This window comes from Polynucleobacter sp. AP-Nino-20-G2 (assembly GCF_018688235.1).
Taxonomy (GTDB): Bacteria; Pseudomonadota; Gammaproteobacteria; order Burkholderiales; family Burkholderiaceae; genus Polynucleobacter.
In genome coordinates, this window is record NZ_CP061313.1 from 695,194 (window position 1) to 721,812 (window position 26,619).

A 26,619-nucleotide genomic window follows, 5' to 3' on the forward strand; every position below is an offset into this window, starting at 1 on the left:
AAGTGACACGTGCTTATTCTTCTCAATTTAAATCCACTTTAGCGGCTGTAAGCGCCCCTGAAGCCCCATTTATTTTGCTAGAAATTAGTCATCCGCTATTAAGTTCGCCTGTACGTGTGATTAATGACACGCAAGACCTTACTAGCAATGGCAATCTTTTTATTGGATGTCCTTTTAAATGCATTTTGCCAGATGATTATGAAGGTCAATTACCAAAAGCTAGGCTTGCAGTTGATAACGTAGGCCGCGATTTAATGTATTGGATTGAAACAAGCAATGGCGGCCAAGGTAGTTCTGTACGCTTTATGCAAGTGATGCGCTCTCGTCCTGATCTGGTTGAATGGGAAATCACTATGAATTTGTATAACGTAGTGGTAACTATGCAAGAAATAACTGCTGAATTGGGTTTTGAAAGTCTTTTTTCAAAGCCCGCCATATCCATGCAATACCGCCCAGATAACAGCGCCGGAATTTTCTAATGCATTGGTCATCTCGCTATATCGGACAACCCTATAAGCTAGGATCCGCAGATTGTGCTCGTCTATTGAGTCGCGTACGTAAAGAAGTATTTAATCTGCCCGTACCTGACGAAATTGAAGTAGATCGATTGGAATCTCGATTGGGTCGAGTAGGGCAGATGAATGATTTGGTAGCCACCTATGGCGAATCTACCGATTGCCCAAAAGAAGGCGATGCAGTGTTAATGGTTTGTGCTGGTAGGCCAAGCCATATAGGCGTGTACTGCGAAGTAAACAATGAAAAGTGCGTGCTACACGCCATGGAAAATGCTGGCATGGTTGTATTGCACAAAATTCGTGAGCTAGATAAGTATTTTTTAAAGGTTGAGGGTTATTACAAATGGAAGTGATTGAGCGTATGCCATCAAAAGCCAAGTCCCTCGATGTGATTTGGCGGCCTCATCCGGCACTGTCATCGGCCAATAAAGAAAGCTTTGCCTGTCTTTTATCGCCTGGATCGACAGTGCGAGATATTTTGATTTCTGCAGGGATTGATACTAAGCAGCCAATTATTATTTGGTTAGATGATCGCCTTTTAGAGGTGAGCGAATGGAATACCATTTGTCCAAAACCTGGTCAAATCATCAACGTACAAGCTACTGTGATGGGTGGTGGCGGCGGTGGTGGTGGATCAAATCCCGTTCAAGTGGTGGCATTAATTGCTGTTGTTGTATTAGCAGCATATTTTGGTCCCGCAGTAGGTGCTTTTGCTGGCTTTACTGGGGCTACTGCAGCAGCAGTTGGAACTGCTGTTCTGAGTATTACTGGTGCTATGCTTGTAAATGCTGTATTTGCCGCTAGTAATCCCAGCACTTCATTAAATAATGCCTCCGGTGTCTATGGCGCTGCTTCTCCCACCTATAGCTTAAGTGGTGGTAGCAATCGCATGCGCCCTTATGAGTCTATGCCAGTGGTTATGGGCGCTCATCAATTTTTTCCAGACTTGGCAGCCAAACCATTTTTGGAATATCAGGGTGAAGATCAGTATCTGTATCAGATATTTCATTTGGGGCTTTCTAGTTGTTTGCTAGCCGATTGGAGAATTGGCACCAATCCGATTACCAATTATCAGGAATACTCTTGGCAATATCCGGATGCTGCCGGACGGATTACCAATTTTCCAAATAACGTAGATAGCATTCCTGGAGCAGATTTAACCGCTGCCAATGGATGGGTAACACTCACTAGTTCAGCCAAAACCTATCGACTTGGCATTGATATTGAAGGTGTCCTGTATTACGCCAACAATAATGGCGGACTCGATAGCACTAGTGTTCAATTAGAAATTCAATATAAGCCATCTGGTAGCTCAACATGGCTTGCTCCAGATAGCGTTATCACTCAAGGCAGTGGCTTTGTTGCCGGACATTTTGAGCAATATCAAGAATGGGTCGAAAGTGGTGAAGAGGGTTATTACACCGCTACTACCACTGATGACAATGGCAATCCATACACTTATGAAACGTATGGCTGGCACGATACTAGTCATTACGAAACCAAAAGTCGCTATGTTGCGGGATCTGGAAACGTCATTCTTATATCTGGAGCTACTCAAACAGCTCGCCGCGCCACACTCTTTATTAACGTGCCATCGGGCACTTATGATGTCAGAATTCGGCGCAATACAGCTGATAGCACTGATGCAAGATTGCAAAATAAAACCTCTTGGAGCACGCTGCGTAGCTATCAGGTCGACTCGACTAACTACAATGGCCAAAATCGCCGAGGATTGACCATTCGTGCATCCGAGCAACTCAACGGCACGATTCAGCAATTATCTGTTACCGCAAGCGCCAATGCCAATTATTGGAATGGATCTAGCTGGGTCTCTGGGCCGACTAGCAACCCTGCGCATTGGTTTATGGATTTTGCAATTGGGCGTAGGGATGGCAATGGCAATTTGATGTATGGCGTAGGTATGCCAGAGGCACAGATTGATCTTGCGGGCTTAAACGCTTGGGCGGCCTTTTGCGCAGCTGAAAATTTAAGTTTTAATGCGGTGTTAGATGGCTCGCAAACAGCCGCCGACATCTTAACGGCAATCGCTAGATGTGGATTTGGATCCCCTTCATGGGATTCGGGCAAGATCGGTGTCATTTGGGATGCGCGTAATGCATCTCCAGTAGCTGCTTTTGGCATGAGTAATATTATTCGTGGTAGCTTTCAGGTGAGCTACATCACGGAGCAATTGGCCGAAGAAGTCATTGTTCAATATATCAATCCGGACAATAGCTGGAATCAGGATCAAGTACGGGTTTTGGTGCCTGGCATTACCACTCCAAGACGTAGTAGCACCATTGATTTACTCGGCTGTACCAATACTGCTATGGCAGGCAAATTTGCCAATTACTTTGCCGCTCAACAGTATTATCGCAAACGCCGAATTCAGTGGGATTGCGATTTTGAGGGCTTTGTATGCCAACGTGGGGACGTGGTACTCCTATCTCACGATCTCACGCAATGGGGCTATTCTGGGCGGATTGTGAGCACTTCAGGGTCCACGCTTGTTCTAGATCGCGCCATTCCTCGTAGTGGCGCTTTAGAGTATTTGATGCTCAAGCGTCCTGACGGCACCATGACCACTTATCAGGTGTTAGCCGGTAGTGCTGATAGCGATACGATTACTTTAACAACGCATCCGACCTTTCAGGATGGTGTTGATTTAATCGACCATATTTGGTTTTTCTCCCCATTGCCTACACCTGGGAAAAAAGTCAAAATCCTTTCGGTACAACCTACTAGCGAGTCCCGTCTGACTGTCATTGCTACCGATGAGGATCCCCAGTTTTATGCAGCCTGGGATGGCACCTGGCAATCAGCAACACCTAGCACCTTATTAAAATCCAATTTACCAGTAATTAAAAATCTCAAGATCACTGAGCGTTTGGCAATTGTTGGCGCTGGGCAGATTGTCACAAGGGTCACTATTAGCTGGGCACAAAACATTGGTCAAGTTGAGCGAGTAGAGCTTCGTTGCAGAATTAATAACGGCACCTGGCAAGCAAAAACCACCTATAACTCCAATTCGATTGATTACGATTTTGATGGGTACGGCTTGGTTGAAGTGACGGCATTGCCTATTAATGGCATTTTTGTAGGCCAACAAGTTAGCGCAAGCGCTCAAGTCTATGGGAAAACCCTACCACCTGAAAATGTGCAAGGTTTTACAGTAGATTTAAAGGCTAATGCTTTTACCTTGAACTGGCAAAAAGTCGGTGATATTGATGTAGCGGGTTATCGCATTCGTTGGATCAATGGCGATTCTCGAGACTGGGGATCTGCCACTCCGATTCATGATGGCTTACTGTTATCAAGCCCCTATATATCGGCGGTTCGGCCTACTGGTTTTGGCACCCTCATGATCAAAGCGGTAGATACCTCTGGTAATGAAAGCGTCAATTCTTCAGCCATTGTGATTAATTTGGGCGATGCTTTAGTCGCCAATGTCATTGCTGAGGTTGATATTGGAGCGTTAGGCTTTCCAGGCGGCCTATCTCACGGTTCTGTAGTTGATGGAGTCGTGGTAGCTGATGAAGAGGGCATCTATTGGAATGCCAATGATTCAGTCAACATGTGGCACTCCAACCTGCAAAATATGTGGCCTGCGCAAACTTTTGCGCAAATGGTTTATGAGGCCACTTTCCAATCGCCCTTAGGATCTGCAGGCAGTCAATTGACTTTGCCTGCCCTCATTAATGGCGATAACTGGAAGATTGAATATCGCAAAATAACACCGCCGATGTGGACTTCAGATGACAATCTGATGTGGTCTGCCGATGGTAATCCCATGTGGTCATTTAGCGGTCCCATCATGTGGACTACCGATGCAAACCTCATGTGGACTGATGATCAAAAATCGATGTGGAGCATTCCAGATTATTTGCCATGGCCTGGATCAGTAATTACTACTGAAGATCAATATCAGGTCAAGATTACGATTGGACGCGGATCTACACAAGGCATGATTTCTAGCTTAGTTGCTAGTTTTGATGTACCCGATAAATCCGAAGTCTTAAGCGAGATCAATATTTCGGCCTCTGGATCTCGCTTGCCTATCGTAAAAGACTATTTCAGCATTAAGACAGTCAATTTGACCTTGATCGCTGATACCAGCAATACTTTTATTGCCAAAGTCATTGATAAAGATCCTGTCCTTGGACCATTGGTGCAGTGCTTTGATGTCACCAATACGCCCATCATCGGAAAAGTAGACGCAACCATTCAAGGTTATTAAAAAAGGAATGCATATGAATTCACTAGCGCAATTTAAACGAGGTGACGGATTTAGTTTGACGTGTACCTGGAAGGAAAATGGAGTGGCTGCTTCTTTAGTAGGTTTGACGATTGCTGCGCAAATTCGCAATCCACAAAATATGAAGTTAGTGGCCGCCATGACAGTAACTCCAGCCGCTGATCAAACGGCTCATTTGGGCGTATTTACGCTGACTCCAACCATTGCCGATACTTCGACATGGCCTTTAGGAGAAATGATTTGCGATTTAGAGGTGATTAATGCCGATGGTCTTAAGCGTTCATCTGACTCTTTCATCGTCCCCGTTATTGAAGATGTCACCAAATGACCGACACCATTGAAATTCATAGTGAACAATTATTTTCTATTGAGATCAATCAGACCAAAGAATTCGCAATAGAAATTAATCAAACTACCGCGCCAAGCATTGAATTGGCTTTTGCTGCGGTAGGTCTTAAAGGAGATAAAGGGGATCCTGGAGACCCAATTGATCCAAGTCTCGATTTACCCCTGCTGTACGAAATTTACAAACTTTAATAGGAGCAAGCCATGTCATTACAAAGTCAACTGCAGTCCCTGATTACCTCCATTGCCACCGATATCAAAGCATTATTGGCAAATCAAGGTAATTTAACCACCCTAAATACCACTACCAAAACCAATCTGGTAGCCGCATTAAATGAATTAAAAAGCTCGATTAACTCAATTGATTTGACGGCCTTAATTAGCGATTCAACTGCTTCCTCAACTAGTAAAACGTACTCGATCGATAAGATTAATTCTCAGATTAGTGCAGCCGTTAGCGCTTTAGTTGCTGGAGCACCTACTGCACTCGATACGTTAAATGAGCTGGCGACCGCCATTGCAAGCGATGAGTCTGGTATTGCTGGCCTAGTTACCGCCGTTGGCAATCGAATTCGTTTTGATTCTTCACAATCTTTGACATCGCCTCAGCAAATTCAGGCCTGTCAAAATATTGGTGTGGGTGATCCCACAACGGATTTAGCCGCAGCTTACGCTACCGCTAAGGCTTAAACCATGAGCCTGCTTACTCAATTGCAGGCGTTCATTACAGCAGTCGGTGCAGATATTAAGGCACTCAATACCGCGGTCAGTAATAGCGGTATACCTAGTCAAACAGGCAATGCGCGTAAGGTCATCAAAACCAATGGCACTAGTGTCTCTTTTGATTTCCCGCAAACGCAAAGCAGTAGTCCTGGAGCGGTGCCTGCAGCCTCTTCATTGGGATTAGGTGAAGAGCTGATTAATACTAATGACGGCAAGATATTCTTTAAAAAATCCGTTGGCGGTGTTGAGACTGTACTGGTTTTAGCTGGACAAAACCCACTGGGTAGCGCTGCCCCCATGTGGACTGCTGATGCAAATTTAATGTGGACGCAATAAGCAAAATTTAACTTTCATTATTTTTTAAACCGCCTTTTTGGCGGTTTTTTTATTTCTAAGGAGCAATCATGACTCAGGCACTACCAGCAAAAACAGCACTAACCGCATCAACGATTACCGAAGGTGCATTTAAGGCTGCATTAGATCAACTCAATGATTACCTATCAGGTTTATTGGGCTCAGATGGCAATCCTTTAACTGCACGTGGCGTTTTGGGCGTACCCAATCCCTATGGCACCTTTTTTAAAGCGGATCCATCCACTGTGGGGTTTGTTAAAACGGCTGCAGGCACTGCAAGTATTAAAGCGGGTACCTTCATATTCGTAGGATCTACGCTCGTCTCTTTTGCCGCGCAAACGGCCATTACGATGCCTACTTTGACCGCAGGTACCGACTATGCAATCTGGGTGAAAGATGATGCCACGATTCAAGCTACAGCATCCTTTACCTCGGCTCCTGGCTCGGGTAATTGGCGCAAAATTGGCGGATTTCACTATGCGCCTGGCGATAATGCTGCAGGTACCTCTGGAGGCAATACAACGCCTCAGATCAATGCCTATTCATTCTGGGATTTGAACTTTAAGCCGGAATGCCCAGACCCCCGCGGTATGACCTTAGTGGCTAATAGCTTTTGGTCTGACATCTATTTGTTAGGCGTTGACCACCTCACTAATGGCTCTTCTAAGTACAACGTCACCATGGCTGATGGTGCAAGCCCTCCAAAGATTCCTACCTTGTTTGGTGGTTCTGGCACAAACGCTTATAGCGAATTTAACTGGTGGGAAGCCGGTGAAGTCATGCGCTCATGGGGCAAACGCTTGCCACGCTATGATGAGTTTGCCGCTTTAGCATATGGCACTACTGAAGCAGCCTCTATTGGATCAGATCAAAACTCCACCATCTGGAATGCAGCTTATGTATCACGCTGGGGATGCAATCAAGTATCCGGAGTATTGCAGCAATGGGGCGCAGACTTTGGCGGAGGCGCAGCTGCTGCAGGTTGGACTAACAATACGATTGGCCGCGGTCAAACCTATCAACTGCCTAACGCCGTGATCTTTGGGGGCGACTGGGCCAACGGTGCGAACGCTGGTTCGCGCTCCTCGAGTTGGGGCTACTCTCCTACGCTCTCGTACAGCACCTTCGGGGCTCGCGGTGTCTGTGACCACTTGCAACTTGGTTAATTGGGTCGATAGACCCAATGCAACCGATCAAAGAGGCAAATACGTCATATGACCAAATGGCGATTGTGGAAAAGTATGAGGCCATCATTGCTTATCTTTACCCAATCGCTCAAAACATCCCTAGAAAGCACTCCATAGCTAGGGATATGTTTTTGGAGTGCTTGCTAGGTCAAGTGAAGTTATTTGTAGAAGCGGGTAAATCGAGTCAGATTTCTCGCCTATACGCTGCAGATGCAGGGCTTTCGCATTTGCGGTTTTGGTTACGCTTTTTATCGGGAAAATCTGTGCGAGCTATGTCTTTACATCAAAATGAAACAGCCCTCATGCTGATTTCTGAAGTTGGTAAATTTATGGGTTCATGGATCGTTAAGGTAAAACGTAAGGGGCAAGCAGGGTAAAAACGCCGTGATCTTTGGGGGCAACTGGGACAACGGTGCGAACGCTGGTTCGCGCTACTCGAATTGGAACAACTCTCCTACGAACTCGAACAACAACATCGGGGCTCGCGGTGTCTGTGACGGCAAATTTTTACCGCTTTGTAAATGTTAAGGCATTACAAGCAGACCTTTGTAATGTGGTCAGCCTGCTTATCCTCCTTCGGGAAATACTTTTCTGGGTTCGGTATTGCGCTTGGTAACAACAGCCAAAACACTATTGAGAACAGCGCAACCGGCAATTTTTATGAAAAGACACAAAAATCTGATTGAGCAGATTGCTACAGTGGAAAATTTGCAAAATGCTTATTGGAAAACCGCTAAAGCCAAGCGCATGACGTACGGATATTTGGAGTTTAAAGAGTACGCTTCAGTCAATCTAACTACCCTGCGTGAAGAGTTATTAGATGGGGGCTATCAAATTGGTCGGTACCGAGAATTTGTTATTTATGAGCCAAAACCTAGATTAATTTCTGCATTAGATTTTAAGGATCGCTTAACTCAGCATGCAGTTTGCAACATTATTGGGCCCATCTTTGAGCGCACGTTGTTGCATAACACGTTTGCATGTAGACCTGGGATGGGTACGCATGCTGGCGTGCGCTACGTGCAATCTGAGCTACGTAAGCCAGGAGCAACGCATTACCTAAAAACGGATTACAGCAAGTTTTTTCCTTCGGTTAATCGAGAAATATTGCATGGCCTTATTAATCGTAAGATCGGCTGTGAAAAGACTTTAAGAATCTTGCGAGAGATTATTCCAGCTAGTGGTTGCGGCATTCCAATTGGTAGCCTAACAAGTCAATTATTCGCCAATGTGTATGGCGGTTTGATCGATCGCTACATTCATGATCAACTAGGGCATCGTAGGTGGGCTCGATATATGGATGATATTGTAATTTTGGGTGATGACCCTGTGAAGTTGCGAGATGACTTTTATAAGATTCAAGCATTTTCTAATGAGCGAATGGGCATGCGCATTAGTAAATGGTCAAGCTCTGGAGTGGTACGGGGGATTAATTTTTTAGGGTATCGAATATGGCCTACGCATAAATTGCTAAGACATGATTCAGTATTGCGCGCTAAAAGAAAAATTACAAAATATATTAAATATCAAGACGATATTGCATTAACTAAGTTTTTAGCTTCATGGGCTGGCCATGCAAGATGGGCAGATACAAACAATCTTTTTAACTGGATGGAGAAACATCATGGTATTTCCTGTAATTAACAATCGCGATGATTTAGATGCAATTAACGGCACCCCTGAGCATGATCAATTCATGGCTTACCTCAAGGGCAGCATGACCCGTAAACAAGATACAGCCGTCTATCCTGAAGGTTATGGCCAACCAGGCTATGAAGGCGCTAAAGTCGACCCTGTTTGGGTTGATGTTGAAGACCTTTCCACCATTAAACGCTACGGCTTTTCTAAAGCGGATTTTGCTTAATCCTTCGGAAGTGATTTGATCAACGCCCCTACGGGGGCTTTTTTATAGCGTGGCCAATATGGTAGATAAAGATCCAACCTCTTATTCGTTAATTACCTACTCATGGGTATTTATGCTCGCCATCCTTGGCGGAATTGTCAATTTCATGCGTAAGCTTCAGGCAGGCCATGTCAGGGCATTTAACCTGGTTGAGCTTGTGGGTGAAATAGTGACCGCTGGATTTGCAGGCGTAATCACTTTTTGGCTTTGCGAGAATGCTCAGATCGCTCCTTTAATGACGGCTGCATTAGTCGGCGTATCGGGGCATATGGGATCTCGGGCTTTGTTTTTGTTTGAAGATTTTTTAAAGTCTAAGTTTCCAGTTTAAATATATTGACTGCTTCATAAAGCCCGCTATGCGCGGGTTTTTTTACGTCCAAAGGAACTGAATTGAACGCTATTAAAGCTTTATTTAAAAACATTTTTACCGAGCCGGATAACGCTACTTATTGCATTGTCAAGATTGGCGCTGGGTTTACTGTTATCTATGCCTTGGCTACTGCTGGATTTCATCATCTGTATCTCAAAGAAGCCTTTGTGATTCAAGATTTTGGAGTCGGTATGGGAGCTGTCTTTGCGGGTGTAGGAATTGCCCTAGGGCTAAAAAAAGACTCTCCGGAGACCAAACCATGAACTTATCGGATCTCACCCCCCAATCTTTGATTTTCAAAGTAGTTGGCTGGATTGCCATTATTGGCTTGATCGTTGGAGCTTTGTACGCCACAACGATGCATATTGAACAAGTTGGATATGACCGGCGCGTATCTGAGGATCAGATCAATCTTAATAAGGATTTGATTGAAGCGAAAGCCAAAACTCAAAACCTTCAACATCAACTCAATGAGGCACAAAATGAACTTTCAAAAGCAAAATCTGATTTATTGGCTCTTACTCTTACTAATCGTAGCTATGTTGGCAAGTTGCGGGACAACTTCAATACCTTCGACAGCAGCGTGTCCAGTCAATCCCGAGAAGCCCTTATTAAGCGAATCGCATCCCTCGATTCCGTGGTCGCAGATTGTTCAGCAAGACTTATTGAAGTGGCAAACGATGCTGACACCGCAATAGCTGAAACCAAAATGCTTGAGAAAGCGTGGCCTCAATGACTCCTAACGAAAAAGCTTTTTTAGATATGTTGGCTTATTCTGAAATTGGAGAAGCTTTGCTAGCTGTTTCAGACAATGGCTATAACGTGATTGTGGGTAGTACACCTACCAAGCCAGATCTATTTACCTCCTACGCTAATCACCCTCGAAAACTGGTTCGCCTGGGAGAATTCTTGCAATCCACGGCTGCAGGGCGCTATCAATTGCTTTCAAGGTATTTTGATGTTTACAAAAAGCAATTGGACCTTCCTGATTTTTCTCCCGCCTCTCAAGATGCGATTGCTTTACAGCAAATTAAAGAGCGTAAAGCCATCGATGACATTAATGCAGGCCGTCTCGAGCAGGCCATTGAGAAGTGCAACAACATCTGGGCAAGCTTGCCTGGTTCTAAGTATGGTCAACACACCAACCAATTGAGCAACCTAAAAACGGCATATTTAAACGCCGGTGGAGTAATTGCATAATGTCTGCGTTAAAAACACCTGAAAAAATATTACAACAAGCAGTCGACCTATATCACCAGTTTGGTGAAAAAAAGAAAGCTGCAGACTTTTTAAAAATCCCTTATTCAACTCTACGGCATAGATTAATTGAAGCTGAAAAGCGCAATATTTTGCCCAATATTAAAAAAGCCAAAATTAATCAAGATGCTGATATTGCTCAGCAATTGGCTGAAGCGCAAGCTACGATTCGAGCATTAGAAACTGCTGCCAAATCACAAGCAAAAGAAACGCTTTCAGCCGAATACGTTAAAAAGCAAATCATTAAACTGGCCGACTCTAATATTGATGTGCCTAATTGGCTCGTAAAGCTACCCAAAAAAGATACAACCGGCGTACCAACGCTTTTTGCCTCTGATTGGCACTGGGCTGAAAATGTTGATGCTAAGCAAATTGGCGGTGTGAATGAATACAACATTCAAATAGCTCAAGAGCGAGCAAGGGCCATGGTTGAAACGGCCATCGATCTGCTGCGCAACCACCTCAATAATCCAGAGTACCCAGGCATAGTCTTTGCCCTGGGCGGGGATATGTTTAGTGGCAATATTCATCAAGAGCTAGCCACCACCAACGATATTGAAGTCATGCCCTCTGTATTGGATCTATGGGGCGTATTGGTTTGGTGTATTGAAACTTTGGCCAATGAATTTGGCAAGGTATTTGTCCCATGCGTCACTGGTAATCATGGCAGAAATACTTTTAAGATTCAGGCCAAAAACCGCAATTACACAAACTTTGATTGGCTGCTATATCAATTCTTGGCCAAGCGATTTGAGGGTGATAAGCGAGTGCAATTCTTTATTCCAGATGGGTCAGATGCGTATTACTCAATCTATGGACACCGCTATCTATTGACTCATGGGGACCAATTTAGGGGCGGTGACGGCGTTATCGGCGCTCTTGGGCCCATCATCCGAGGAGATCACAAAAAGCGCTCACGCAATGCTCAGATCGATCAAGAATACGACACGATGCTACTGGGTCACTGGCATCAATTGATTCAATTACAACGCTTAATCGTCAACGGCAGCCTAAAAGGGTATGACGAATACGCCTATTCCAATAACTTTGGATTTGAGCCTCCCCGCCAAGCGCTCTGGATTACACATCCTAGCCATGGGATTACCTTTTCATGCGCAGTCAATGTAGAGCGCAAAAAAGAAGTTCAAAAAACTGAGTGGATTGGATGGACCAAATGATTTTCAAGATCAAGAAAGTCAACATCAAAAAGAGCGAATTTGTTGAGCTGCTAATAGAGTTACAAAAATCAATATTGCCTGCAGATACCCCTATGAGCTGTAAGTATGGTCATTGGTGGATTGCCTATACTGAGTCCGGTAAGCCGGTAGGGTTTGCCGGATTGATGCGATCTGCTACTTGGACAAATGCTGGGTACCTATGCAGAGCAGGGGTACTTGATGGTTATACAGGTCACGGCCTTCAAAAACGCCTGATACAGGCTAGGGTACGTAAGGCAAAAGCCCTGGGCTGGCATTGGGTCATCACCGATACAACGCAAAACCCACCCTCATCGAACTCTCTCATTAACTGTGGATTCAAGATCTACAAACCTAGAAACCCTTGGTCATACAAGGACAGCATTTATTGGAGATTTAAATTGAAGGTGCCATCATGACAGATATATTTGATAGGGCAAGTGAAAAAGAAGAGCGAGATCGTGATCTGGCTATTCGCGCCGCACGCTCTAAAAATCAACCTTTAAAAATCACTGGATTTTGCCTATCGTGCAATGAGGCGCTTTCAGATCGTAGATTTTGCTCGGCTGAATGCCGTGAAGATTATGAGCTGCAAGAGAAAATTCGCAGAATAGCAGGGCGATAAAAAACCCGCCTTAGCGGGTTAATTTATTTTGCTGGGTAATATTTTAAAAGAGCGTTTGTCAGATCTTCCCTATCCTGATCGCTCCACTGGCTTTCAGCTGCAGGACTTGGGGCAGTCATACCCACATCACCTTTTGCAATTTTTGCTATGGTTTGTGAAATCCGCTCATCAGCATTTGCAGCTTCAGAAACTGGAATATGGTTTTGATTTTGATTTTGAAAATACATAACATAACCTCTCGTTTGAACTCCAGACTTAATTGAGCTAAATTCATCTTTTTTTGAAAGATTGTTTTTTCCACTCAACAAGTCTAAGTATTTTACATCCCCACCACTAAAGCAATCTTCTACTATTGCAGATTCCACGGCCTTTTTAGGGTCTCTATTCTCTTCCCAGCACCTATTTGCTGCAATAGCTCCAGTACCAGCAAATCTAGCGCCATCTCGCCTAATTTCCTGATACTTCTCTAAAACGATTTCTTGCGTTTTTACATCTACCATGCAAATCGAAAATCCATTCTCAACGGGCTTTGGTTGATTCATAACCACTTTATTTGGGCTATTAATCCAGTTTTTCCATTCGTTAATCTTTAATGAATCTCCGGCAAACATGAAAGCCAAGATTCCATCTGAAGCAATTTTTTCAAACTCCACATTATCAACGTATATATTCGCAACTCCTGGTAGCGAATAACTCCATCTTGAATCAGTTGCCAAAACTCCTGCTTCTTTATCAAAAACATTAGTGGTCATTAACTATTTATTTCTGTATGCCATTAATTTGGCGCTATTAGGTTAATATTGCGGAACGGGCTTGATTCTAAACGCATTTTTTATTTGGTCAATTGGTATTGATGCTTTGTTGTTTATAAATCATCCCGATTAAATCCCGAAAAAACAATGTAAAGTATTGATTTTAAAAGAATGCCGTTTCCGGCCTCGGGCACCAATCGATTAACTTTGAATTACTTTTTTCAAGACCATGAAGCAATCCCTCTCCTCACTTTCGATTCTCCCTGCTTGTTCATCCATGGCTTATGCCCAGGATGTGTTTGTTTTTGATTGCACTAGAGTTGAAAAGGATTACACGGAGAGTTACGTGCTTGGGATCATTCCCGCAAGTCAGCGGCAAAAAGCCAAAATCTATTTAGATGATCGAGACTTAGATCGAAAAGATGATGGCGGATATCAAGAGGTCAAGAGCGTCACATTTTCAGGGCCCAATATCTTGATGACAGTTGAAGCGCGTTTCGAGCCCGAATTGATTGATGGCATTACTTATCCCCCCGGAAAAGTGCTGACTCAGCTCACTCTGAATCAAAACACCGGCAAACTGAAGAAGGTTGAAACCATTCAAGGCGGACTCTTGGGGGTGCATATGGGTAATGGCACTAAGACAACTGAAGAGAGTTGCGTTGCTCAGCCCTAGAATGGGTCTTTTCAGCGCCTCAATTCACTCGTAGCTTGATAATAGCTAGTTAATAAAAAGCACCCGAAGGTGGTTTTTATAATTGGTCGACTCTGAATACATTAATTAGGTTCTGTGACAAAGCCTAGCTTGGTTAGGCCGGCTCGTCTTGATGCTGCTAGTACCTGAGCGACATACTCATACTTCACGGATTTATCAGCGCGTAGATTGATTTCTGGTTGTGGCTCTTTCTGAGCTGCTTTTTCTGCATAGCCGTTAAATGTTTCTAAATCAATGGGTGTGCTATTCCAAAAGATTTGACCTTTAGCATCAATAGACAGCTGTACTGACTCAGGCTTGACTTCATTGCGTACGCTATTGGCTTTTGGCAACTCCACCTTTACTGCCTGTTGAATAACAGGCAAAGTAATGATGAAGATAATCAAAAGCACCAACATGACATCCACCATCGGTGTCATGTTGATTTCAGCCATGATGCTGTCTTCGCTCTGATCGTCTTGTAGATGAAAAGACATATTTATTCCCCGGACTTAACGCGTGCGCCAGTCACGAAATAGGCGAGGAGATCGTTGCCAAAGCGATTGAGATCGGCAACTAGTAATTTGTTGGCGCGGTTGATAGCGTTAAAGCCAAGCACCGCTGGGATCGCCACAGCCAGCCCTAAGGCTGTCATGATCAAGGCCTCACCAATGGGGCCTGCAACCTGATCGATTTGCGCGCTACCGGAGCTGCTAATCGAAATCAAAGCATGGTAGATGCCCCATACAGTGCCGAACAGGCCGATAAATGGAGCGGTTGCGCCAGTAGAGCCCAAGAAAGTTAAACCCTTTTGCAGGCTAGCCGCTACGCCATCAATGCTGTTCTTGACGCTGCGAGCCATCCACTCTGAATAATTGAGTGTTTGCAATAACTCGCGATGATTATTGGACTGGCTTTGATGGTGGGCAGAAGCGCCGCTCGCCGCTTTGGCAATCTGAAGGTAGGGATTGGCTGCGGGATTGGTAAAAGCACTAAGGCCCTGATCATATGAAGTTGCCCGCCAGAATTGATCTAATTCTGGTTTGAGTTTGCGTAGGTTGCGCAAATCCCAAAAACGAGAAAGCAAAATCACCCAAGTCACAATAGAGCAGGTGAGTAGAGCAAGCGCCACAAAGCGGGTAATTGCATCGCCTTCAAGCCACAGATTAGCTAAGCCAAATGGTGTATTCATAATATTAATTCTTGAGATTAAATTTAATTAAAAGGTTGGTGGATATTCTTTGGGGTGAGCCGTTAACTAAAAAAGGTTTGAAGCGATAACGCCGACCAATGTCGGTTGCTGCGCGATCTAGGCGTGGGAATGAGCTAGAGCGCAATAAGGCGACATCTTCCACGCTACCGGTTTCATCAATAATTAATCTCACCACCACCTCACCTTGCTCTCCAGAGCGCTTGGAGAAGGAGGGGTAGTAAGCATCCGCATCTGGCTGAAACACCACAACCAGTTTACCAATATCAGTCTGAATCGGTGTGCCGCTCGATCCGGATGAGGTTGAGGGTGCAACGGTTGCGTTTGGGGTTTGGGACTCACTCTTGGTTTGCTGGGGAGTGGGCGGGGTTGCGGCTTGCTGTTGGGATTGAGGGGGTGTTGGTGCTTGAGTGGACTTCTCGTCCACGACCTTCTTCTTTTGTTCTTGCTTGGGCTTGGGTGGCGGTGGAGTGGGTGCTGCTTGTGGCTGCTTGGCAGCTTCTGGACTCACCAAATTGGCCATGACGCGCGCATCATCTTGGTTATTGTCGTTATCAGGCTTCATGCTACTTTGAAAGCCGATTAAAAACAGTAGATGCAAGGCAACCACCAGACCGATGATGATGCGTTCAGTTTTATTGAACGGGAGTTGCACGCTCATGCGAGATAAGAATGGGCTCAATGGAATGCGCTCACTAATGCAGAATCAATTCGATGCTTGCTGAGATCCGATTGAATTAATTCTTGGGCCATCTTCAGGAGATTTTCCGCATTCTTGCTGCTAATGAATTTCACGGAACCGTGTGAAGATTTCTCTACGCCACCCTCTTGTGACTCTAATTTTCTCTTGAGTTGCCGTACTACTGCGTCGCTAGTATCAATCAGGTTGATGGAGTCGCCTAGTAGCTTACGAATTGCTTTTCTGAGAAATGGATAGTGAGTGCAGCCCAGAACAATGGTGTCAGCCCCCGCTTCTTGAATAGGGGCGAGATGTTGGGCGAGTAATTCCAAGGTTTCTTCGCTATTGGCCCGACCCGCTTCAATGAGGGGAACAAGACCGGCACCAGCCTGTTTGATAAAGAGGCAGTTAGAAGGGAGGGTTGCTAATAAGGCGTTAAATTTTTCGCTCTTGAGCGTAGCCTCAGTTGCAAGCACGCCAACAATGCTATTGGCCGACTGCATAGCTGCTGGTTTAATACCCGGCTCAACGCCGATAATAGGGATACTGCTGAGCTTTGCACGAATATGAGCAATGGCTTCAGCAGTTGCCGTATTGCATGCCACCATGATGGCATCGCAACCTTGTTTGGCTAGGTACTGGCATAACTCCATACTCCGAGAGGCAATCCATTCGCTTGACTTTTCCCCATAGGGCGCATTAGCCGAGTCTGCTAGATAGATGTAGTCATGTTTTGGAAGCTGGCGCAGTGCCTCGTCCAAAATGGATAAGCCACCTACGCCAGAATCAAATACTCCGATGAGTGCCAAGTAATTAGTCGCTACTGTATGAATCTAGACTTAAGCAATCTTGACTGGAATATTGCCAATCTTTGCCGCCCATTCTTTCGGACCAGTCTCATGCATGGAGATACCAGCTGAACTAACGGCTACAGTGACTGGCATATCTTTCACATCGAATTCATAAATCGCTTCCATGCCAAGATCAGCAAACCCTACGACCTTGGCTGTCTGAATCGCTTTGGATACTAAGTACGCTGCACCACCAACAGCCATGAGGTAGGCAGACTTATGTTTTTTAATTGCTTCAATAGCTGCGGGACCACGTTCGGCTTTACCAATCATGGAGATCAGGCCGGTCTTAGCAAGCATCATCTCGGTGAACTTATCCATGCGTGTTGAGGTAGTCGGACCTGCTGGACCAACCGCTTCATTGCCAACTGGATCAACAGGACCTACGTAATAGATCACACGATTCTTAAAGCTTACTGGAAGCTCCTCGCCCTTAGCGAGCATGTCTTGAATGCGCTTATGAGCGGCATCACGTCCAGTCAAAATCTTGCCATTCAACAGCAATGTTTCACCTTCTTTCCAGCCAGCCACTTCTTCAGCGCTTAGGGTGTCCAAGTTCACGCGTTTGGATTTCTTGGTATCTGGTGTCCAAGTGACATCTGGCCAATCGGATAATGAGGGCGCTTCTAATTTTGCTGGGCCATCACCATGCAAGTGGAAATGCACGTGACGTGTAGCAGCGCAGTTCGGGATCATGGCTACTGGCAAAGATGCGGCATGAGTTGGATAGTCCAAGATCTTGATATCAAGAACGGTAGATAAGCCACCCAATCCTTGGGCGCCAATACCAAGCTTGTTTACTTTTTCGAAGATCTCTAAACGAAGTTCTTCAATGCGATTTTGTGGGCCGCGTGCGATGAGTTCTTGAATATCTACAGGACCCATCAGAGACTCTTTAGCCATCAACATCGCTTTTTCGGGAGTGCCACCAATACCAATACCCAGGATGCCAGGAGGGCACCAGCCTGCACCCATAGTAGGGACAGTTTTGACTACCCAATCCACGATTGAGTCAGAAGGGTTGAGCATGACCATCTTGGCCTTGTTTTCAGAGCCGCCACCTTTAGCTGCGCAAATGACTTCGACATCGTCACCAGGGGCGATTTCATAATGAATGACAGCCGGAGTGTTGTCGCCCGTATTCTTCCGCTTTCCTGCTGGATCAGCCAATACGGAAGCACGCAGTGGGTTGTCTGGGTTCATGTAAGCACGACGCACACCCTCATTCACCATCTCAGAAACGCTCATCGTGGCATCGGCCCATTGCACGTTCATACCGATTTTGAGGAAAACCACAGCAATGCCCGTGTCCTGACAAAGCGGACGATGACCTTCTGCGCACATGCGGCTGTTGGTCAAGATTTGGGCAATCGCATCCTTGGCGGCGGCACCTTGTTCTAGCTCATAAGCCTTGCCCATAGCGGAAATGAAGTCCTTGGGGTGGTAGTAAGAGATAAACTGGAATGCGTCCGCAACGCTTTGAATGAGGTCGTTTTGTTTAATGTTTGTCATGGTTATGGGCTTAGTTTAAGTAAGGTTTTTCCTATTTTAAGGGTTTGCCATAGAGCAAATCCTGCGTGTTTTCACTTATCTTGTTAGCTCTTGGGCTTGTAATACCCTAATTCTGCGTTATTTTCGCGGAAAAAGACGACTGATTATTGATAGAAGGGCTGTGAAGCATGGAACCATTAATGCAAGAAAACCGCGTATTTAACCCACCTGCAGACTTTGTTAAGAGTGCCGCTATCTCGGGGATGGATGCTTACAACAAGCTCTGCGCTGAAGCTGAAATGGATTATGACGGTTTTTGGGGGCGCCTTGCAAAAGAGAACATCTACTGGAAGAAGCCCTTCACTAAAGTGCTAGATGAATCAAAAGCGCCTTTCTATAAATGGTTCGAAGACGGCACAACGAATGCCTCTTACAACTGCTTAGATCGTCAGGTTGAGAATGGTTTAGGCGACAAAACCGCCATCATTTTTGAGGCTGATGACGGCACAGTCACCAAGGTAACTTACAAAGAGATGCTTGAGCGCGTTTGCAAAATGGCAAATGCACTTCGTAAGATGGGCATCAAGTCTGGTGACAGCGTCATTATTTATATGGCAATGACCATCGAAGGCATTGTTGCTATGCAAGCCTGCGCTCGTATTGGTGCGATTCACTCCGTAGTGTTTGGGGGCTTCTCCGCCCAAGCGTTGCGTGATCGCATTATGGACGTCGGCGCGGTTGCAGTGATTACTGCCGATGGGCAGTTCCGTGGCGGCAAGGCATTGCCATTAAAAACAATTTGTGACGAAGCACTTTCTACTGGCGAATGTCCTAAGGTTAAGCATGTGATCGTTAGCAAGCGCACTGGCGCCGATATCGCTATGACAGCAGGGCGCGATGTTTGGATGCAAGAAATCGTTGCTAATGAAGCGACTTCTTGTGAGCCAGAGTGGGTAAGCGCAGAGCATCCACTATTTATTCTCTATACATCCGGTTCTACTGGTAAGCCAAAAGGGGTGCAGCATTCCACTGGCGGCTATCTCTTGTGGGCAATTCTCACAATGAAGTGGACCTTTGATATCAAGCCCAATGATGTGTTCTGGTGTACTGCCGACATTGGCTGGGTAACAGGTCACTCCTACATCACCTATGGCCCACTCGCAGTAGGCGCTACTGAGATTGTGTTTGAGGGTGTGCCAACGTATCCGAATGCTGGTCGTTTCTGGGACATGATCCAAAAACATAAGGCTACTATTTTCTACACAGCGCCAACCGCGATTCGTTCATTGATTAAAGCATCTAGTAACGATGCCTCAGTGCATCCAAAGAGCTATGACTTATCTTCATTGCGCCTCCTGGGTTCAGTCGGCGAGCCAATTAATCCAGAAGCTTGGATGTGGTATTACGAGAATGTTGGTGGTTCACGCTGCCCAATCGCGGATACCTTCTGGCAGACTGAGACTGGTGGACACATGATTTCTCCGTTGCCTGGTGCAACACCAATGATTCCAGGTTCTTGCACATTGCCTTTGCCGGGTATTCAAGCGGCAATCGTTGACGAAGCTGGTGTGGATGTTCCAAACGGCCAGGGCGGTATCTTGGTTGTAAAACGTCCATGGCCTTCCATGATCCGTACCATTTGGAATGATCCAGATCGTTTTGTGAAGTCTTATTTCCCAGAAGAGTTGGGTGGCACCCTGTATCTCGCAGGTGACGGCGCAATTCGTAATAAAGACACTGGCTACTTCACCATCACCGGTCGTATTGATGACGTGTTGAACGTTTCAGGTCACCGCATGGGCACGATGGAGATTGAGTCTTGCTTGGTTGCCAATCCATTGGTTGCTGAGGCGGCAGTAGTTGGTCGTCCAGATGATTTAACTGGTGAAGCCATTTGTGTATTCGTGGTTCTTAAGAGCGGTCGCCCAACGGGTGAAGAGGCTAAGAAGGTCGCCACTGAGTTGCGTAACTGGGTGGGTAAGGAAATCGGCCCAATCGCTAAACCAAAGGATGTGCGTTTCGGTGATAACTTGCCTAAAACTCGTTCTGGCAAGATCATGCGTCGCTTGCTTCGCGTGATTGCTAAGGGTGAAGAGGTTACTCAAGATACGTCAACCCTGGAAAATCCAGCCATTTTGGATCAGCTCAAAGAGTCTCTGTAAGCTTTTAGAGCTCAATCCTTTCAGGAAACGTATAATCATCGTTTGTACGGAAGGGTGGATGAGCGGTTTAAGTCACACGCCTGGAAAGCGTGCGTAGGTTAATAGCCTACCGCGGGTTCGAATCCCGCCTCTTCCGCCAGTAGTCCAAAACCACCTTCGGGTGGTTTTTTCTTACCTTTTTAAGTATTTATCCGGATTACTGCAATCTAAGAAATCCGCAAGTAACTGTTTTATATGGATAAAGCGAAAAATTGAGCTATTTATGTTGCATTGCCGCAAATAATTGTTGCGTTGCCACATAAAACTTTTTAAAATGGTGCATCGCAATAAATTTTATCAATTTAAAAAGTTAGGAAAAATCATGTTTCAAGCTCAATTGAATGACCAACTCACACAAGCTCAAACTAAAGCCGTTGAAAACGCTAAGTATTTAGCTCAAGTAGCCGTTGAAAGCGCCCAAGAATTAGCTGAAATCAATCAAGCTGCTGCTAAAGATGCTTTGGCTGCTGCTCAAGAAGCTAGCGCTCAGTTGTTGGCAATTAAAGATGCGCAACAATTGTCAAAATTGGCTCAGCCAGAAGTTGCTCAAGAAGCTGCTAAGTACGCTGCTGCTTACCAAGCTAAAGTAAACAAAGTAGTGCGTAACGGTAATAAAGAAGTTGCTCAAGTAGTTGACGCTTCTATCGATGACGCACGTGCTGATTTGGTGAAGTTTGTTAAAGAAGCTACTAAGACTGCTCCTGCTGGCTCAGAGGCTTTTGTATCTGCATTTAAAACTGTATTTGAATCTTCACTCCAACAGTTTGATCAAGTGCGCGCTTCTGCAGCTGATGCATTTGCAAACTTTGAGAAGAGCGTTGACGCTGCTTTTGCAAACGTTCAAGGTCAATACGCTGTTGCTAAACCAGCAGCAAAAAGCCGCAAAGCTGCTTAATTCGTTTTAATTGCTTTAAGTAATAAACCGCCTTCGGGCGGTTTTTCTTTTTGCGCTTGCCGTAAGATCTAGGTATTACGACTAAATTGGAGAAAACATGATCTTTGCAATCCTTTTGATGGATCGTCCCGGCACAGCAGAGTTGCGTATTCAAGTTCGACCAGAGCATCGTGCCTATCTAGGCAAGCTTGCTGACAAGATGGCTTTTGCTGGCCCACTGACATCCGAGGATGGCAGCACTACGGTTGGTAGCTTATTGGTGATGGATTTCCCAAGCAAGGCGGATGTTGAGGCTTGGTTGGCAGATGAGCCATTCACTAAAGCAGGTGTTTATGAAAAACCCCTTATTCATGCATTTAATAATGTATGGACACAAAAGGTAGGATTTCCACCAGTAGCTTAAATCGCGTTCTATATTTCCATTCAAGATTTAAATTACTACAACAATGATTTCATTCAAGCGACTTGCTGTGGGAACCTGGTTGCTCCGAATTACAGGGGGCATTCTTGCACTGCTCTTTTTATTTTGGGGTGTATGCCACCTTTGGGTTCCCGGCGCCATCAAGAGTGCAGTAGAGTCGTACGGCAAAAAAATTGGCTACGAAATTACTTATCAAGATCTGAGTATTTCTCCCTTGCGATTGCGCATTGAGATTGATGGGCTTCGTGTAATCGATGGTCATCAGGAGAAATTACTTGGGCTAAAGAAAGCAGTTGTGATGCTGAAGTGGTCTCGCCTCGCAATTGGTGAGCTGGGGTTTGAGGAGGTCCTTTTTGATGAGCCCAATGTGCTGCTCGAGAAACGCGGAGCTAAAGGGAGTGCTTCCCAATGGAATTGGCAGGAATTGATTGTTGCCATTACGCGCAGTGTTCCGCCGTCAGATCCCACTGCACTAAAAAAGAATTTCAAAATTTCAATTGATGAATTCCGAGTCTCTGATGCCGGCTTGGAGGTAGTAGATCTCAATAAAAAATTACACGAACAACTAAAGTCTTTTTCTATTGAGCTATTGGATATTGCAAACTACGACAAGCGGGGTGATGTCAATGGTGTACGTGGCCAGTACGGATTGAATCTGGGTGCGCTGCACTTTAATTTGCCGGGGCTAAATCAGAAGATTGCATTTAGGCATGTTGCCATCAAGGGCGCTTTAGATAATCCTGCGCCAGATGTTATTGGAGCTCAGCTTGATTTGGAGGTTGATGATGGGCGCGTTAACTCCCACTGGGATTTGAAGTCCGACAAATCGATCGCTGGAAGAGTTCAGGTGGAGAACTTTTCGCTTGCACCTTTTATCGGATTGCTACCTGCTAATAAAGAACTGCAAGCTCGGGGTGGGGTGATTCAATCCGCTCTAGAGATCGGGCTAAAGGGTGATGAGCTGACTGTATCTGGAGATTTGCATCTACTGGATTTAGATTTGCACGAGCAGGGGCAAAAGCAATCGCTCATGAAGTGGAAATCGGGGGATATTCAGCAATTTATCTATCAGAACTCAAAGCGTGCCGGATCCAGTTTGATTGCTAATGCAATTTCCATTGACCAGCCTGTGCTCCAGTTTGAAATCGATGACAAAGGCTTTTCTAATTTCAGGCGCTTGTTTTCCAAAGGAGGTTCTGAGGTGGCAGGAGTTGATCGATTGCCAGCACCCTCAAAGGAGAAGACATCTTTTGCTCTAGATATTAAAGTATTGAAATTGCGCGAAGGTGAAGTGCGGTTTGCTGACTTGGCCATGAAACCTAACTTCAAAGTTAATCTGAGAAAGTTCAATGCGAGTTTCACCAATGTGAGTGCTCTTCCTGGTCATTCAACAGCAATGACCTTGGATGGAGTCTTGGCAGACTCTGGGTCGCTGCGGGGTAGGGGGCAGATTTCATTCGATGACCCACGTCGTAATAACGATGTCACACTGAATTTTAAAAATATTCCGCTCAATGCCTTTAATCCTGCTGTGATGACCTTTGCTGGCTACCAAATCGCTAGTGGTCGAGTGAATTTGAACTTGCATTACAGCGCAAAGGATGGCGAACTCAAGGGCGGCAATCAAATCATCATCAAAAAGATCGAGCTTGGCGAGGAGGTAGCTGATTTTCAGGGTAAAAAATTACCGCTAGGTTTAGCGATTGCTTTGCTTGAGGATTCTGACGATACGATTGATGTCACCATCAACATTGCCGGCAATGTGGATGCGCCGGAGTTCAGTGCGAGCGGCTTGTTGTGGCAGGCCATTAGTAATATCTTGACCAATGTTGCCACTGCACCCTTTAGAGCTTTGGGCGCTCTCCTAGGGATGGGGGCTGATGACGGGGTAAATGCCATATTGGGCGAGGCAGTGTTCTTACCGGCGGATCAGGATCGTTTAGAGAAGTTTGGTGACTTCTTGGCTAAGAAGCCGAATGCTACGTTGGAGCTCGCGGGAACTTATGATCCAGTCGCAGATAAAGCGGCTTTAGCCCGTGCAACTGCCGATCTTGCCATTCTGAAGGCGGCTGGTATGAATATCGCCCCCAATGACCCAATCCCTAGTCCGGATTTCTTGGACTCGAAGGTGCAGTCTGGGTTGAAGTCGGTCTACGCTCAATATGTTGGCAGAATTAAATTAGGCCAGAGATTGCTGACCCTACCGGCCGGTGCTGAACGAAATGAACAGTTGCATACAGAACTCATTGCCAGCATTCCCGTGTCAGTGGAAGATTTAACGGGCCTAGCTAACAATCGAGCAAAGCTGGCCTTAAGTTTCATGGTGAAAAGTAATCCCGCTCTGAAAGATCGGATTAGCTTGGGCGAGGTCAAGACTGTCACGGCAGGTAAGGAGGGTGTTCCCCTCGAGGTGGAGGTCAGAATCAAGTAGACTTGAGGTATGAATTCAACTACATTGCGCCCCTTCACTATTCTTGTATCGATTGCTGTCATTGCCTTGACTGGGTGTAGCTCGATAGAGTCGGCAGCTCAGGATGATTGCACCTCCATTGGTTGGCAAATTGGCAGTAAAGGCTACAACGACTGCTTTAAAGCACGTGTTTATGAGCGTCAGTTGGATTACTCTCTCCCGCCTGGCGACAAGCCATCCCCATCAGTGATCTAATCAAGGGTTTACCCTTATTAAATTCACTTGAGCTCCGTCAAGGACTTGAGTGCAGAAATAACCCAAAATCATTTGTGATTTTGGGAATTTCCTATATATAGCGACGCAATCCATTGCTCGCCATGTCGTGAGTTCTCAAGCAGGGCTTTAAGTACATCAAAACAGCATCATTATTGCGACAAGAAATTAGAGACAAACACTATGAATCACCCAAAACCCTCTGGAGAAATCAAGGCTGTTGCTGTGGCAACCGCAGATGATTTAAGGGAAACCATTCGTCGCAAAAGCAAACTGAAGGGTCGTCAAGCGGATGACATTTCTGTTGCAGAGGTTCGCCAGCTCATTGGTGCCGCACCGCATCGCCGTGATCTGTTGATTGAAAATTTACACAAGCTCAATGATGAGTATCGTGCTTTGCATGACCGACATTTAGTTGCCCTCGCAAAAGAAATGAATTTGCCCATGGCTGAAGTCTATGAGGTTGCTACTTTCTACCATCACTTTGAGGTGGTGCGTGGCAACGATCCTGTTGCTGATATCACTGTACGCGTATGCGACGGCATTGCTTGTGAATTGGCGGGTGCGCAAAATCTCTTGGCAAAGTTGCCAGCAATTTTGGGCAACCCGAATGTCAAAGTGGCGGCCGCACCATGTGTAGGTCGTTGCGAACAGGCTCCGGTAGCTGTAGTGCACCAGTACCCAGTACTGTTTGCTACTACCGATAAAGTGTCTGCCGCAGTCAAAAATAACATGACTACCCAGCCAATGGCCAAGGACGGCGCCAATTTTGATCCTGCAGCTTTAGCTGAACAAGGCGTATCTCCTCAGGGTGAGAATCAAGCGGTTTCGCCGGACTATGTAGGCTATGAGTCTTATCGCGCTCAAGGTGGTTACGCTTTAGCAAAAGAAATTGCTGAAGGCAAAAAAGATGATGAGAGCATCATCAAGGCTATGGAAAACTCCGGCCTTCGCGGCCTCGGTGGCGCCGGCTTCCCAGCGGGTCGCAAGTGGCGCATCGTGAAAGATCAAGCTGCTCCTAAGTTGATGGCGGTAAACATTGACGAAGGTGAGCCGGGTACATTTAAAGATCGCACCTACTTGGAGCGTGACCCACATCGTTTCTTGGAAGGCTTGTTAATTGCTGCCAATGTAGTTGGCATCGATGCTTGTTATATTTATCTGCGTGATGAGTACCACGGTTGTCGTGAGTTACTGGAATCTGAGTTAGCCAAGCTCAAAGCAAATCCGCCATTTGCATTGCCGTTAATTGAGTTGCGTCGCGGCGCCGGTGCTTATATTTGTGGTGAAGAGTCTGCCATGATTGAAAGTATCGAAGGCAAGCGCGGTGAGCCTCGTATGCGCCCTCCATACATTGCACAGGTAGGCTTGTTCGGTCGCCCAACCCTCGAGCATAATTTTGAAACTCTATATTGGGTGCGTGATATTGTTCAGCGCGGCCCAGAGTGGTTTAGCTCCTTTGGCCGTCATGATCGCAAGGGTTTGCGTAGCTACAGCGTTAGTGGCCGAGTCAAAAATCCTGGCGTCAAATTAGCCCCGGCTGGCATCACTATTCAAGAGTTGATTGATGAGTACTGTGGTGGCATGCAAGATGGCCATCAGTTCTATGGTTATCTGCCTGGTGGCGCATCAGGCGGTATCTTGCCAGCAACCATGAACGACATTCCGTTGGACTTCGATACTTTGCAGCCTTATGGATGCTTTATTGGTTCTGCTGCGGTCATGGTGTTTGGTGACAAAGATAAGGCGCGTGATATGGCGCTTAATGTGATGCACTTCTTTGAGCATGAGAGTTGCGGACAATGTACGCCGTGTCGTGTCGGTACCAGCAAGGCTGCGAAGTTAATGCAGTCCAAGTCCTGGGATCAAGATACCCTAGAAGATCTAGCAACTGTGATGGTTGATGCTTCTATTTGTGGTCTAGGTCAAGCTGCACCAAATCCAATTCGTTGTATCCATAAATATTTCCCACAAGAGGTTGCTTAATTAGCAAGCACACGAAAGCCAAGGGA

General features: G+C 45.7%; 31 protein-coding genes and 1 tRNA gene. 26 read left to right on the forward strand and 6 right to left on the reverse strand.

Annotated features, from left to right (window positions below):
* Nucleotides 1-2: 2 nt before the first annotated feature.
* From FD960_RS03650 to FD960_RS03735, 18 genes are all read left to right on the forward strand, one after another.
* Nucleotides 3-479 (forward strand): DUF1833 family protein, encoded by a 477-nt coding sequence (locus FD960_RS03650; protein ID WP_215299997.1) that lies wholly within the window; start codon nt 3-5, stop codon nt 477-479.
* Nucleotides 479-868 (forward strand): hypothetical protein, encoded by a 390-nt coding sequence (locus FD960_RS03655; RefSeq protein WP_215299999.1) that lies wholly within the window; start codon nt 479-481, stop codon nt 866-868. The genes FD960_RS03650 and FD960_RS03655 overlap by 1 nt, the downstream gene beginning before the upstream one ends.
* Nucleotides 859-4,752, forward strand: a complete 3,894-nt coding sequence (locus FD960_RS03660; RefSeq protein WP_215300001.1) for a host specificity factor TipJ family phage tail protein — start codon at nt 859-861, stop codon at nt 4,750-4,752. The genes FD960_RS03655 and FD960_RS03660 overlap by 10 nt, the downstream gene beginning before the upstream one ends.
* A gap of 13 nt (nt 4,753-4,765) precedes the next feature.
* Entirely contained in the window at nt 4,766-5,098 is a 333-nt protein-coding gene (locus FD960_RS03665) for a hypothetical protein (RefSeq protein ID WP_215300003.1), read from the forward strand.
* Complete coding sequence (locus tag FD960_RS03670) at nt 5,095-5,307, forward strand: hypothetical protein (RefSeq protein ID WP_215300005.1); 213 nt, start codon at nt 5,095-5,097, stop codon at nt 5,305-5,307. Before FD960_RS03665 ends, FD960_RS03670 begins: the two co-directional genes overlap by 4 nt.
* A gap of 12 nt (nt 5,308-5,319) precedes the next feature.
* Complete coding sequence (locus FD960_RS03675) at nt 5,320-5,805, forward strand: hypothetical protein (protein ID WP_215300007.1); 486 nt, start codon at nt 5,320-5,322, stop codon at nt 5,803-5,805.
* Nucleotides 5,806-5,808: 3 nt separating this feature from the next.
* On the forward strand, nt 5,809-6,174 hold the full coding sequence (locus tag FD960_RS03680; protein ID WP_215300009.1) for a hypothetical protein: 366 nt from the start codon (nt 5,809-5,811) through the stop codon (nt 6,172-6,174).
* A gap of 68 nt (nt 6,175-6,242) precedes the next feature.
* Nucleotides 6,243-7,358 carry a hypothetical protein gene (locus tag FD960_RS03685; RefSeq protein ID WP_215300011.1) on the forward strand — a complete coding sequence of 372 codons (1,116 nt, stop codon included), beginning with the start codon at nt 6,243-6,245 and terminating at the stop codon, nt 7,356-7,358.
* A 17-nt stretch (nt 7,359-7,375) separates the two neighbouring features.
* Nucleotides 7,376-7,756 (forward strand): diversity-generating retroelement protein Avd, encoded by a 381-nt coding sequence (gene avd, locus FD960_RS03690; protein WP_215300013.1) that lies wholly within the window; start codon nt 7,376-7,378, stop codon nt 7,754-7,756.
* A gap of 283 nt (nt 7,757-8,039) precedes the next feature.
* A complete protein-coding gene (locus FD960_RS03695; RefSeq protein ID WP_215300015.1) occupies nt 8,040-9,023 on the forward strand; it encodes a reverse transcriptase/maturase family protein in 984 nt (327 codons plus the stop codon).
* A complete protein-coding gene (locus FD960_RS03700; RefSeq protein WP_215300016.1) occupies nt 9,004-9,243 on the forward strand; it encodes a hypothetical protein in 240 nt (79 codons plus the stop codon). Before FD960_RS03695 ends, FD960_RS03700 begins: the two co-directional genes overlap by 20 nt.
* Before the next feature lie 58 nt (nt 9,244-9,301).
* Nucleotides 9,302-9,610 carry a phage holin family protein gene (locus FD960_RS03705; RefSeq protein ID WP_215333587.1) on the forward strand — a complete coding sequence of 103 codons (309 nt, stop codon included), beginning with the start codon at nt 9,302-9,304 and terminating at the stop codon, nt 9,608-9,610.
* Between the two features lie 62 nt (nt 9,611-9,672).
* Nucleotides 9,673-9,915 (forward strand): hypothetical protein, encoded by a 243-nt coding sequence (locus tag FD960_RS03710; protein WP_215300020.1) that lies wholly within the window; start codon nt 9,673-9,675, stop codon nt 9,913-9,915.
* Nucleotides 9,912-10,388: a hypothetical protein gene (locus tag FD960_RS03715; protein WP_215300021.1), complete on the forward strand. Its 477-nt coding sequence runs from the start codon at nt 9,912-9,914 to the stop codon at nt 10,386-10,388. The genes FD960_RS03710 and FD960_RS03715 overlap by 4 nt, the downstream gene beginning before the upstream one ends.
* Entirely contained in the window at nt 10,385-10,852 is a 468-nt protein-coding gene (locus FD960_RS03720; RefSeq protein WP_215300023.1) for a glycoside hydrolase family 104 protein, read from the forward strand. The genes FD960_RS03715 and FD960_RS03720 overlap by 4 nt, the downstream gene beginning before the upstream one ends.
* Nucleotides 10,852-12,087: a hypothetical protein gene (locus FD960_RS03725; protein ID WP_215300025.1), complete on the forward strand. Its 1,236-nt coding sequence runs from the start codon at nt 10,852-10,854 to the stop codon at nt 12,085-12,087. Before FD960_RS03720 ends, FD960_RS03725 begins: the two co-directional genes overlap by 1 nt.
* The gene (locus FD960_RS03730) at nt 12,084-12,524 is read left to right on the forward strand and encodes a GNAT family N-acetyltransferase (protein ID WP_215300027.1); all 441 of its coding nucleotides are present in this window, start codon (nt 12,084-12,086) and stop codon (nt 12,522-12,524) included. The genes FD960_RS03725 and FD960_RS03730 overlap by 4 nt, the downstream gene beginning before the upstream one ends.
* Complete coding sequence (locus FD960_RS03735; RefSeq protein ID WP_215300029.1) at nt 12,521-12,730, forward strand: hypothetical protein; 210 nt, start codon at nt 12,521-12,523, stop codon at nt 12,728-12,730. Before FD960_RS03730 ends, FD960_RS03735 begins: the two co-directional genes overlap by 4 nt.
* A 23-nt stretch (nt 12,731-12,753) precedes the next feature.
* Here FD960_RS03735 and FD960_RS03740 read toward each other — a convergent pair whose 3' ends face one another.
* Nucleotides 12,754-13,482 carry a hypothetical protein gene (locus FD960_RS03740; RefSeq protein ID WP_215300031.1) on the reverse strand — a complete coding sequence of 243 codons (729 nt, stop codon included), beginning with the start codon at nt 13,480-13,482 and terminating at the stop codon, nt 12,754-12,756.
* A 229-nt stretch (nt 13,483-13,711) separates the two neighbouring features.
* Between FD960_RS03740 and FD960_RS03745 the strand changes: the two genes are divergently transcribed.
* Nucleotides 13,712-14,158 carry a hypothetical protein gene (locus tag FD960_RS03745; protein ID WP_251369840.1) on the forward strand — a complete coding sequence of 149 codons (447 nt, stop codon included), beginning with the start codon at nt 13,712-13,714 and terminating at the stop codon, nt 14,156-14,158.
* A gap of 101 nt (nt 14,159-14,259) precedes the next feature.
* On the opposite strand, the gene FD960_RS03750 is transcribed toward FD960_RS03745, so the two are convergent.
* The 5 genes from FD960_RS03750 to FD960_RS03770 are packed head-to-tail and all read right to left on the reverse strand — an operon-like array spanning nt 14,260 to nt 18,428.
* A complete protein-coding gene (locus FD960_RS03750) occupies nt 14,260-14,673 on the reverse strand; it encodes a biopolymer transporter ExbD (RefSeq protein WP_215300033.1) in 414 nt (137 codons plus the stop codon).
* A gap of 2 nt (nt 14,674-14,675) precedes the next feature.
* Nucleotides 14,676-15,368, reverse strand: a complete 693-nt coding sequence (locus FD960_RS03755) for a MotA/TolQ/ExbB proton channel family protein (RefSeq protein WP_215300034.1) — start codon at nt 15,366-15,368, stop codon at nt 14,676-14,678.
* 4 nt (nt 15,369-15,372) lie between these two features.
* On the reverse strand, nt 15,373-16,047 hold the full coding sequence (locus FD960_RS03760; protein ID WP_251369841.1) for an energy transducer TonB: 675 nt from the start codon (nt 16,045-16,047) through the stop codon (nt 15,373-15,375).
* Between the two features lie 17 nt (nt 16,048-16,064).
* Nucleotides 16,065-16,874 carry a glutamate racemase gene (murI, locus tag FD960_RS03765; RefSeq protein WP_215300038.1) on the reverse strand — a complete coding sequence of 270 codons (810 nt, stop codon included), beginning with the start codon at nt 16,872-16,874 and terminating at the stop codon, nt 16,065-16,067.
* 30 nt (nt 16,875-16,904) lie between these two features.
* Entirely contained in the window at nt 16,905-18,428 is a 1,524-nt protein-coding gene (locus FD960_RS03770; protein ID WP_215300040.1) for a fumarate hydratase, read from the reverse strand.
* Nucleotides 18,429-18,595: 167 nt separating this feature from the next.
* Between FD960_RS03770 and acs the strand changes: the two genes are divergently transcribed.
* The 7 genes from acs (at nt 18,596) to FD960_RS03805 (ending at nt 26,593) form a co-directional block, all read left to right on the forward strand.
* Complete coding sequence (gene acs, locus FD960_RS03775) at nt 18,596-20,569, forward strand: acetate--CoA ligase (RefSeq protein ID WP_215300042.1); 1,974 nt, start codon at nt 18,596-18,598, stop codon at nt 20,567-20,569.
* Nucleotides 20,570-20,617: 48 nt separating this feature from the next.
* Nucleotides 20,618-20,708 (forward strand) — tRNA-Ser (locus tag FD960_RS03780).
* Between the two features lie 222 nt (nt 20,709-20,930).
* The gene (locus FD960_RS03785; RefSeq protein WP_215300044.1) at nt 20,931-21,503 is read left to right on the forward strand and encodes a phasin family protein; all 573 of its coding nucleotides are present in this window, start codon (nt 20,931-20,933) and stop codon (nt 21,501-21,503) included.
* 97 nt (nt 21,504-21,600) lie between these two features.
* Nucleotides 21,601-21,906, forward strand: a complete 306-nt coding sequence (locus tag FD960_RS03790) for a YciI family protein (RefSeq protein WP_215300046.1) — start codon at nt 21,601-21,603, stop codon at nt 21,904-21,906.
* Nucleotides 21,907-21,949: 43 nt separating this feature from the next.
* On the forward strand, nt 21,950-24,355 hold the full coding sequence (locus FD960_RS03795) for a DUF748 domain-containing protein (RefSeq protein WP_215300048.1): 2,406 nt from the start codon (nt 21,950-21,952) through the stop codon (nt 24,353-24,355).
* Nucleotides 24,356-24,364: 9 nt separating this feature from the next.
* Nucleotides 24,365-24,589 (forward strand): hypothetical protein, encoded by a 225-nt coding sequence (locus FD960_RS03800; protein WP_215300049.1) that lies wholly within the window; start codon nt 24,365-24,367, stop codon nt 24,587-24,589.
* Nucleotides 24,590-24,790: 201 nt separating this feature from the next.
* Nucleotides 24,791-26,593 (forward strand): NAD(P)H-dependent oxidoreductase subunit E, encoded by a 1,803-nt coding sequence (locus FD960_RS03805; RefSeq protein ID WP_215300050.1) that lies wholly within the window; start codon nt 24,791-24,793, stop codon nt 26,591-26,593.
* Nucleotides 26,594-26,619: the final 26 nt, after the last annotated feature.

Coding starts and splice junctions, on each gene's coding strand:
- FD960_RS03655 (WP_215299999.1), top strand. CDS start 479: ATGCATTGGTCATCTCGCTATATCGGACAACCCTATAAGCTAGGATCC.
- FD960_RS03660 (WP_215300001.1), top strand. CDS start 859: ATGGAAGTGATTGAGCGTATGCCATCAAAAGCCAAGTCCCTCGATGTG.
- FD960_RS03665 (WP_215300003.1), top strand. CDS start 4,766: ATGAATTCACTAGCGCAATTTAAACGAGGTGACGGATTTAGTTTGACG.
- FD960_RS03670 (WP_215300005.1), top strand. CDS start 5,095: ATGACCGACACCATTGAAATTCATAGTGAACAATTATTTTCTATTGAG.
- FD960_RS03675 (WP_215300007.1), top strand. CDS start 5,320: ATGTCATTACAAAGTCAACTGCAGTCCCTGATTACCTCCATTGCCACC.
- FD960_RS03680 (WP_215300009.1), top strand. CDS start 5,809: ATGAGCCTGCTTACTCAATTGCAGGCGTTCATTACAGCAGTCGGTGCA.
- FD960_RS03685 (WP_215300011.1), top strand. CDS start 6,243: ATGACTCAGGCACTACCAGCAAAAACAGCACTAACCGCATCAACGATT.
- avd (WP_215300013.1), top strand. CDS start 7,376: ATGCAACCGATCAAAGAGGCAAATACGTCATATGACCAAATGGCGATT.
- FD960_RS03695 (WP_215300015.1), top strand. CDS start 8,040: ATGAAAAGACACAAAAATCTGATTGAGCAGATTGCTACAGTGGAAAAT.
- FD960_RS03700 (WP_215300016.1), top strand. CDS start 9,004: ATGGTATTTCCTGTAATTAACAATCGCGATGATTTAGATGCAATTAAC.
- FD960_RS03705 (WP_215333587.1), top strand. CDS start 9,302: ATGGTAGATAAAGATCCAACCTCTTATTCGTTAATTACCTACTCATGG.
- FD960_RS03715 (WP_215300021.1), top strand. CDS start 9,912: ATGAACTTATCGGATCTCACCCCCCAATCTTTGATTTTCAAAGTAGTT.
- FD960_RS03720 (WP_215300023.1), top strand. CDS start 10,385: ATGACTCCTAACGAAAAAGCTTTTTTAGATATGTTGGCTTATTCTGAA.
- FD960_RS03725 (WP_215300025.1), top strand. CDS start 10,852: ATGTCTGCGTTAAAAACACCTGAAAAAATATTACAACAAGCAGTCGAC.
- FD960_RS03730 (WP_215300027.1), top strand. CDS start 12,084: ATGATTTTCAAGATCAAGAAAGTCAACATCAAAAAGAGCGAATTTGTT.
- FD960_RS03735 (WP_215300029.1), top strand. CDS start 12,521: ATGACAGATATATTTGATAGGGCAAGTGAAAAAGAAGAGCGAGATCGT.
- FD960_RS03740 (WP_215300031.1), bottom strand. CDS start 13,482: ATGACCACTAATGTTTTTGATAAAGAAGCAGGAGTTTTGGCAACTGAT.
- FD960_RS03745 (WP_251369840.1), top strand. CDS start 13,712: ATGAAGCAATCCCTCTCCTCACTTTCGATTCTCCCTGCTTGTTCATCC.
- FD960_RS03750 (WP_215300033.1), bottom strand. CDS start 14,673: ATGTCTTTTCATCTACAAGACGATCAGAGCGAAGACAGCATCATGGCT.
- FD960_RS03755 (WP_215300034.1), bottom strand. CDS start 15,368: ATGAATACACCATTTGGCTTAGCTAATCTGTGGCTTGAAGGCGATGCA.
- FD960_RS03760 (WP_251369841.1), bottom strand. CDS start 16,047: ATGAGCGTGCAACTCCCGTTCAATAAAACTGAACGCATCATCATCGGT.
- FD960_RS03770 (WP_215300040.1), bottom strand. CDS start 18,428: ATGACAAACATTAAACAAAACGACCTCATTCAAAGCGTTGCGGACGCA.
- acs (WP_215300042.1), top strand. CDS start 18,596: ATGGAACCATTAATGCAAGAAAACCGCGTATTTAACCCACCTGCAGAC.
- FD960_RS03785 (WP_215300044.1), top strand. CDS start 20,931: ATGTTTCAAGCTCAATTGAATGACCAACTCACACAAGCTCAAACTAAA.
- FD960_RS03790 (WP_215300046.1), top strand. CDS start 21,601: ATGATCTTTGCAATCCTTTTGATGGATCGTCCCGGCACAGCAGAGTTG.
- FD960_RS03795 (WP_215300048.1), top strand. CDS start 21,950: ATGATTTCATTCAAGCGACTTGCTGTGGGAACCTGGTTGCTCCGAATT.
- FD960_RS03800 (WP_215300049.1), top strand. CDS start 24,365: ATGAATTCAACTACATTGCGCCCCTTCACTATTCTTGTATCGATTGCT.
- FD960_RS03805 (WP_215300050.1), top strand. CDS start 24,791: ATGAATCACCCAAAACCCTCTGGAGAAATCAAGGCTGTTGCTGTGGCA.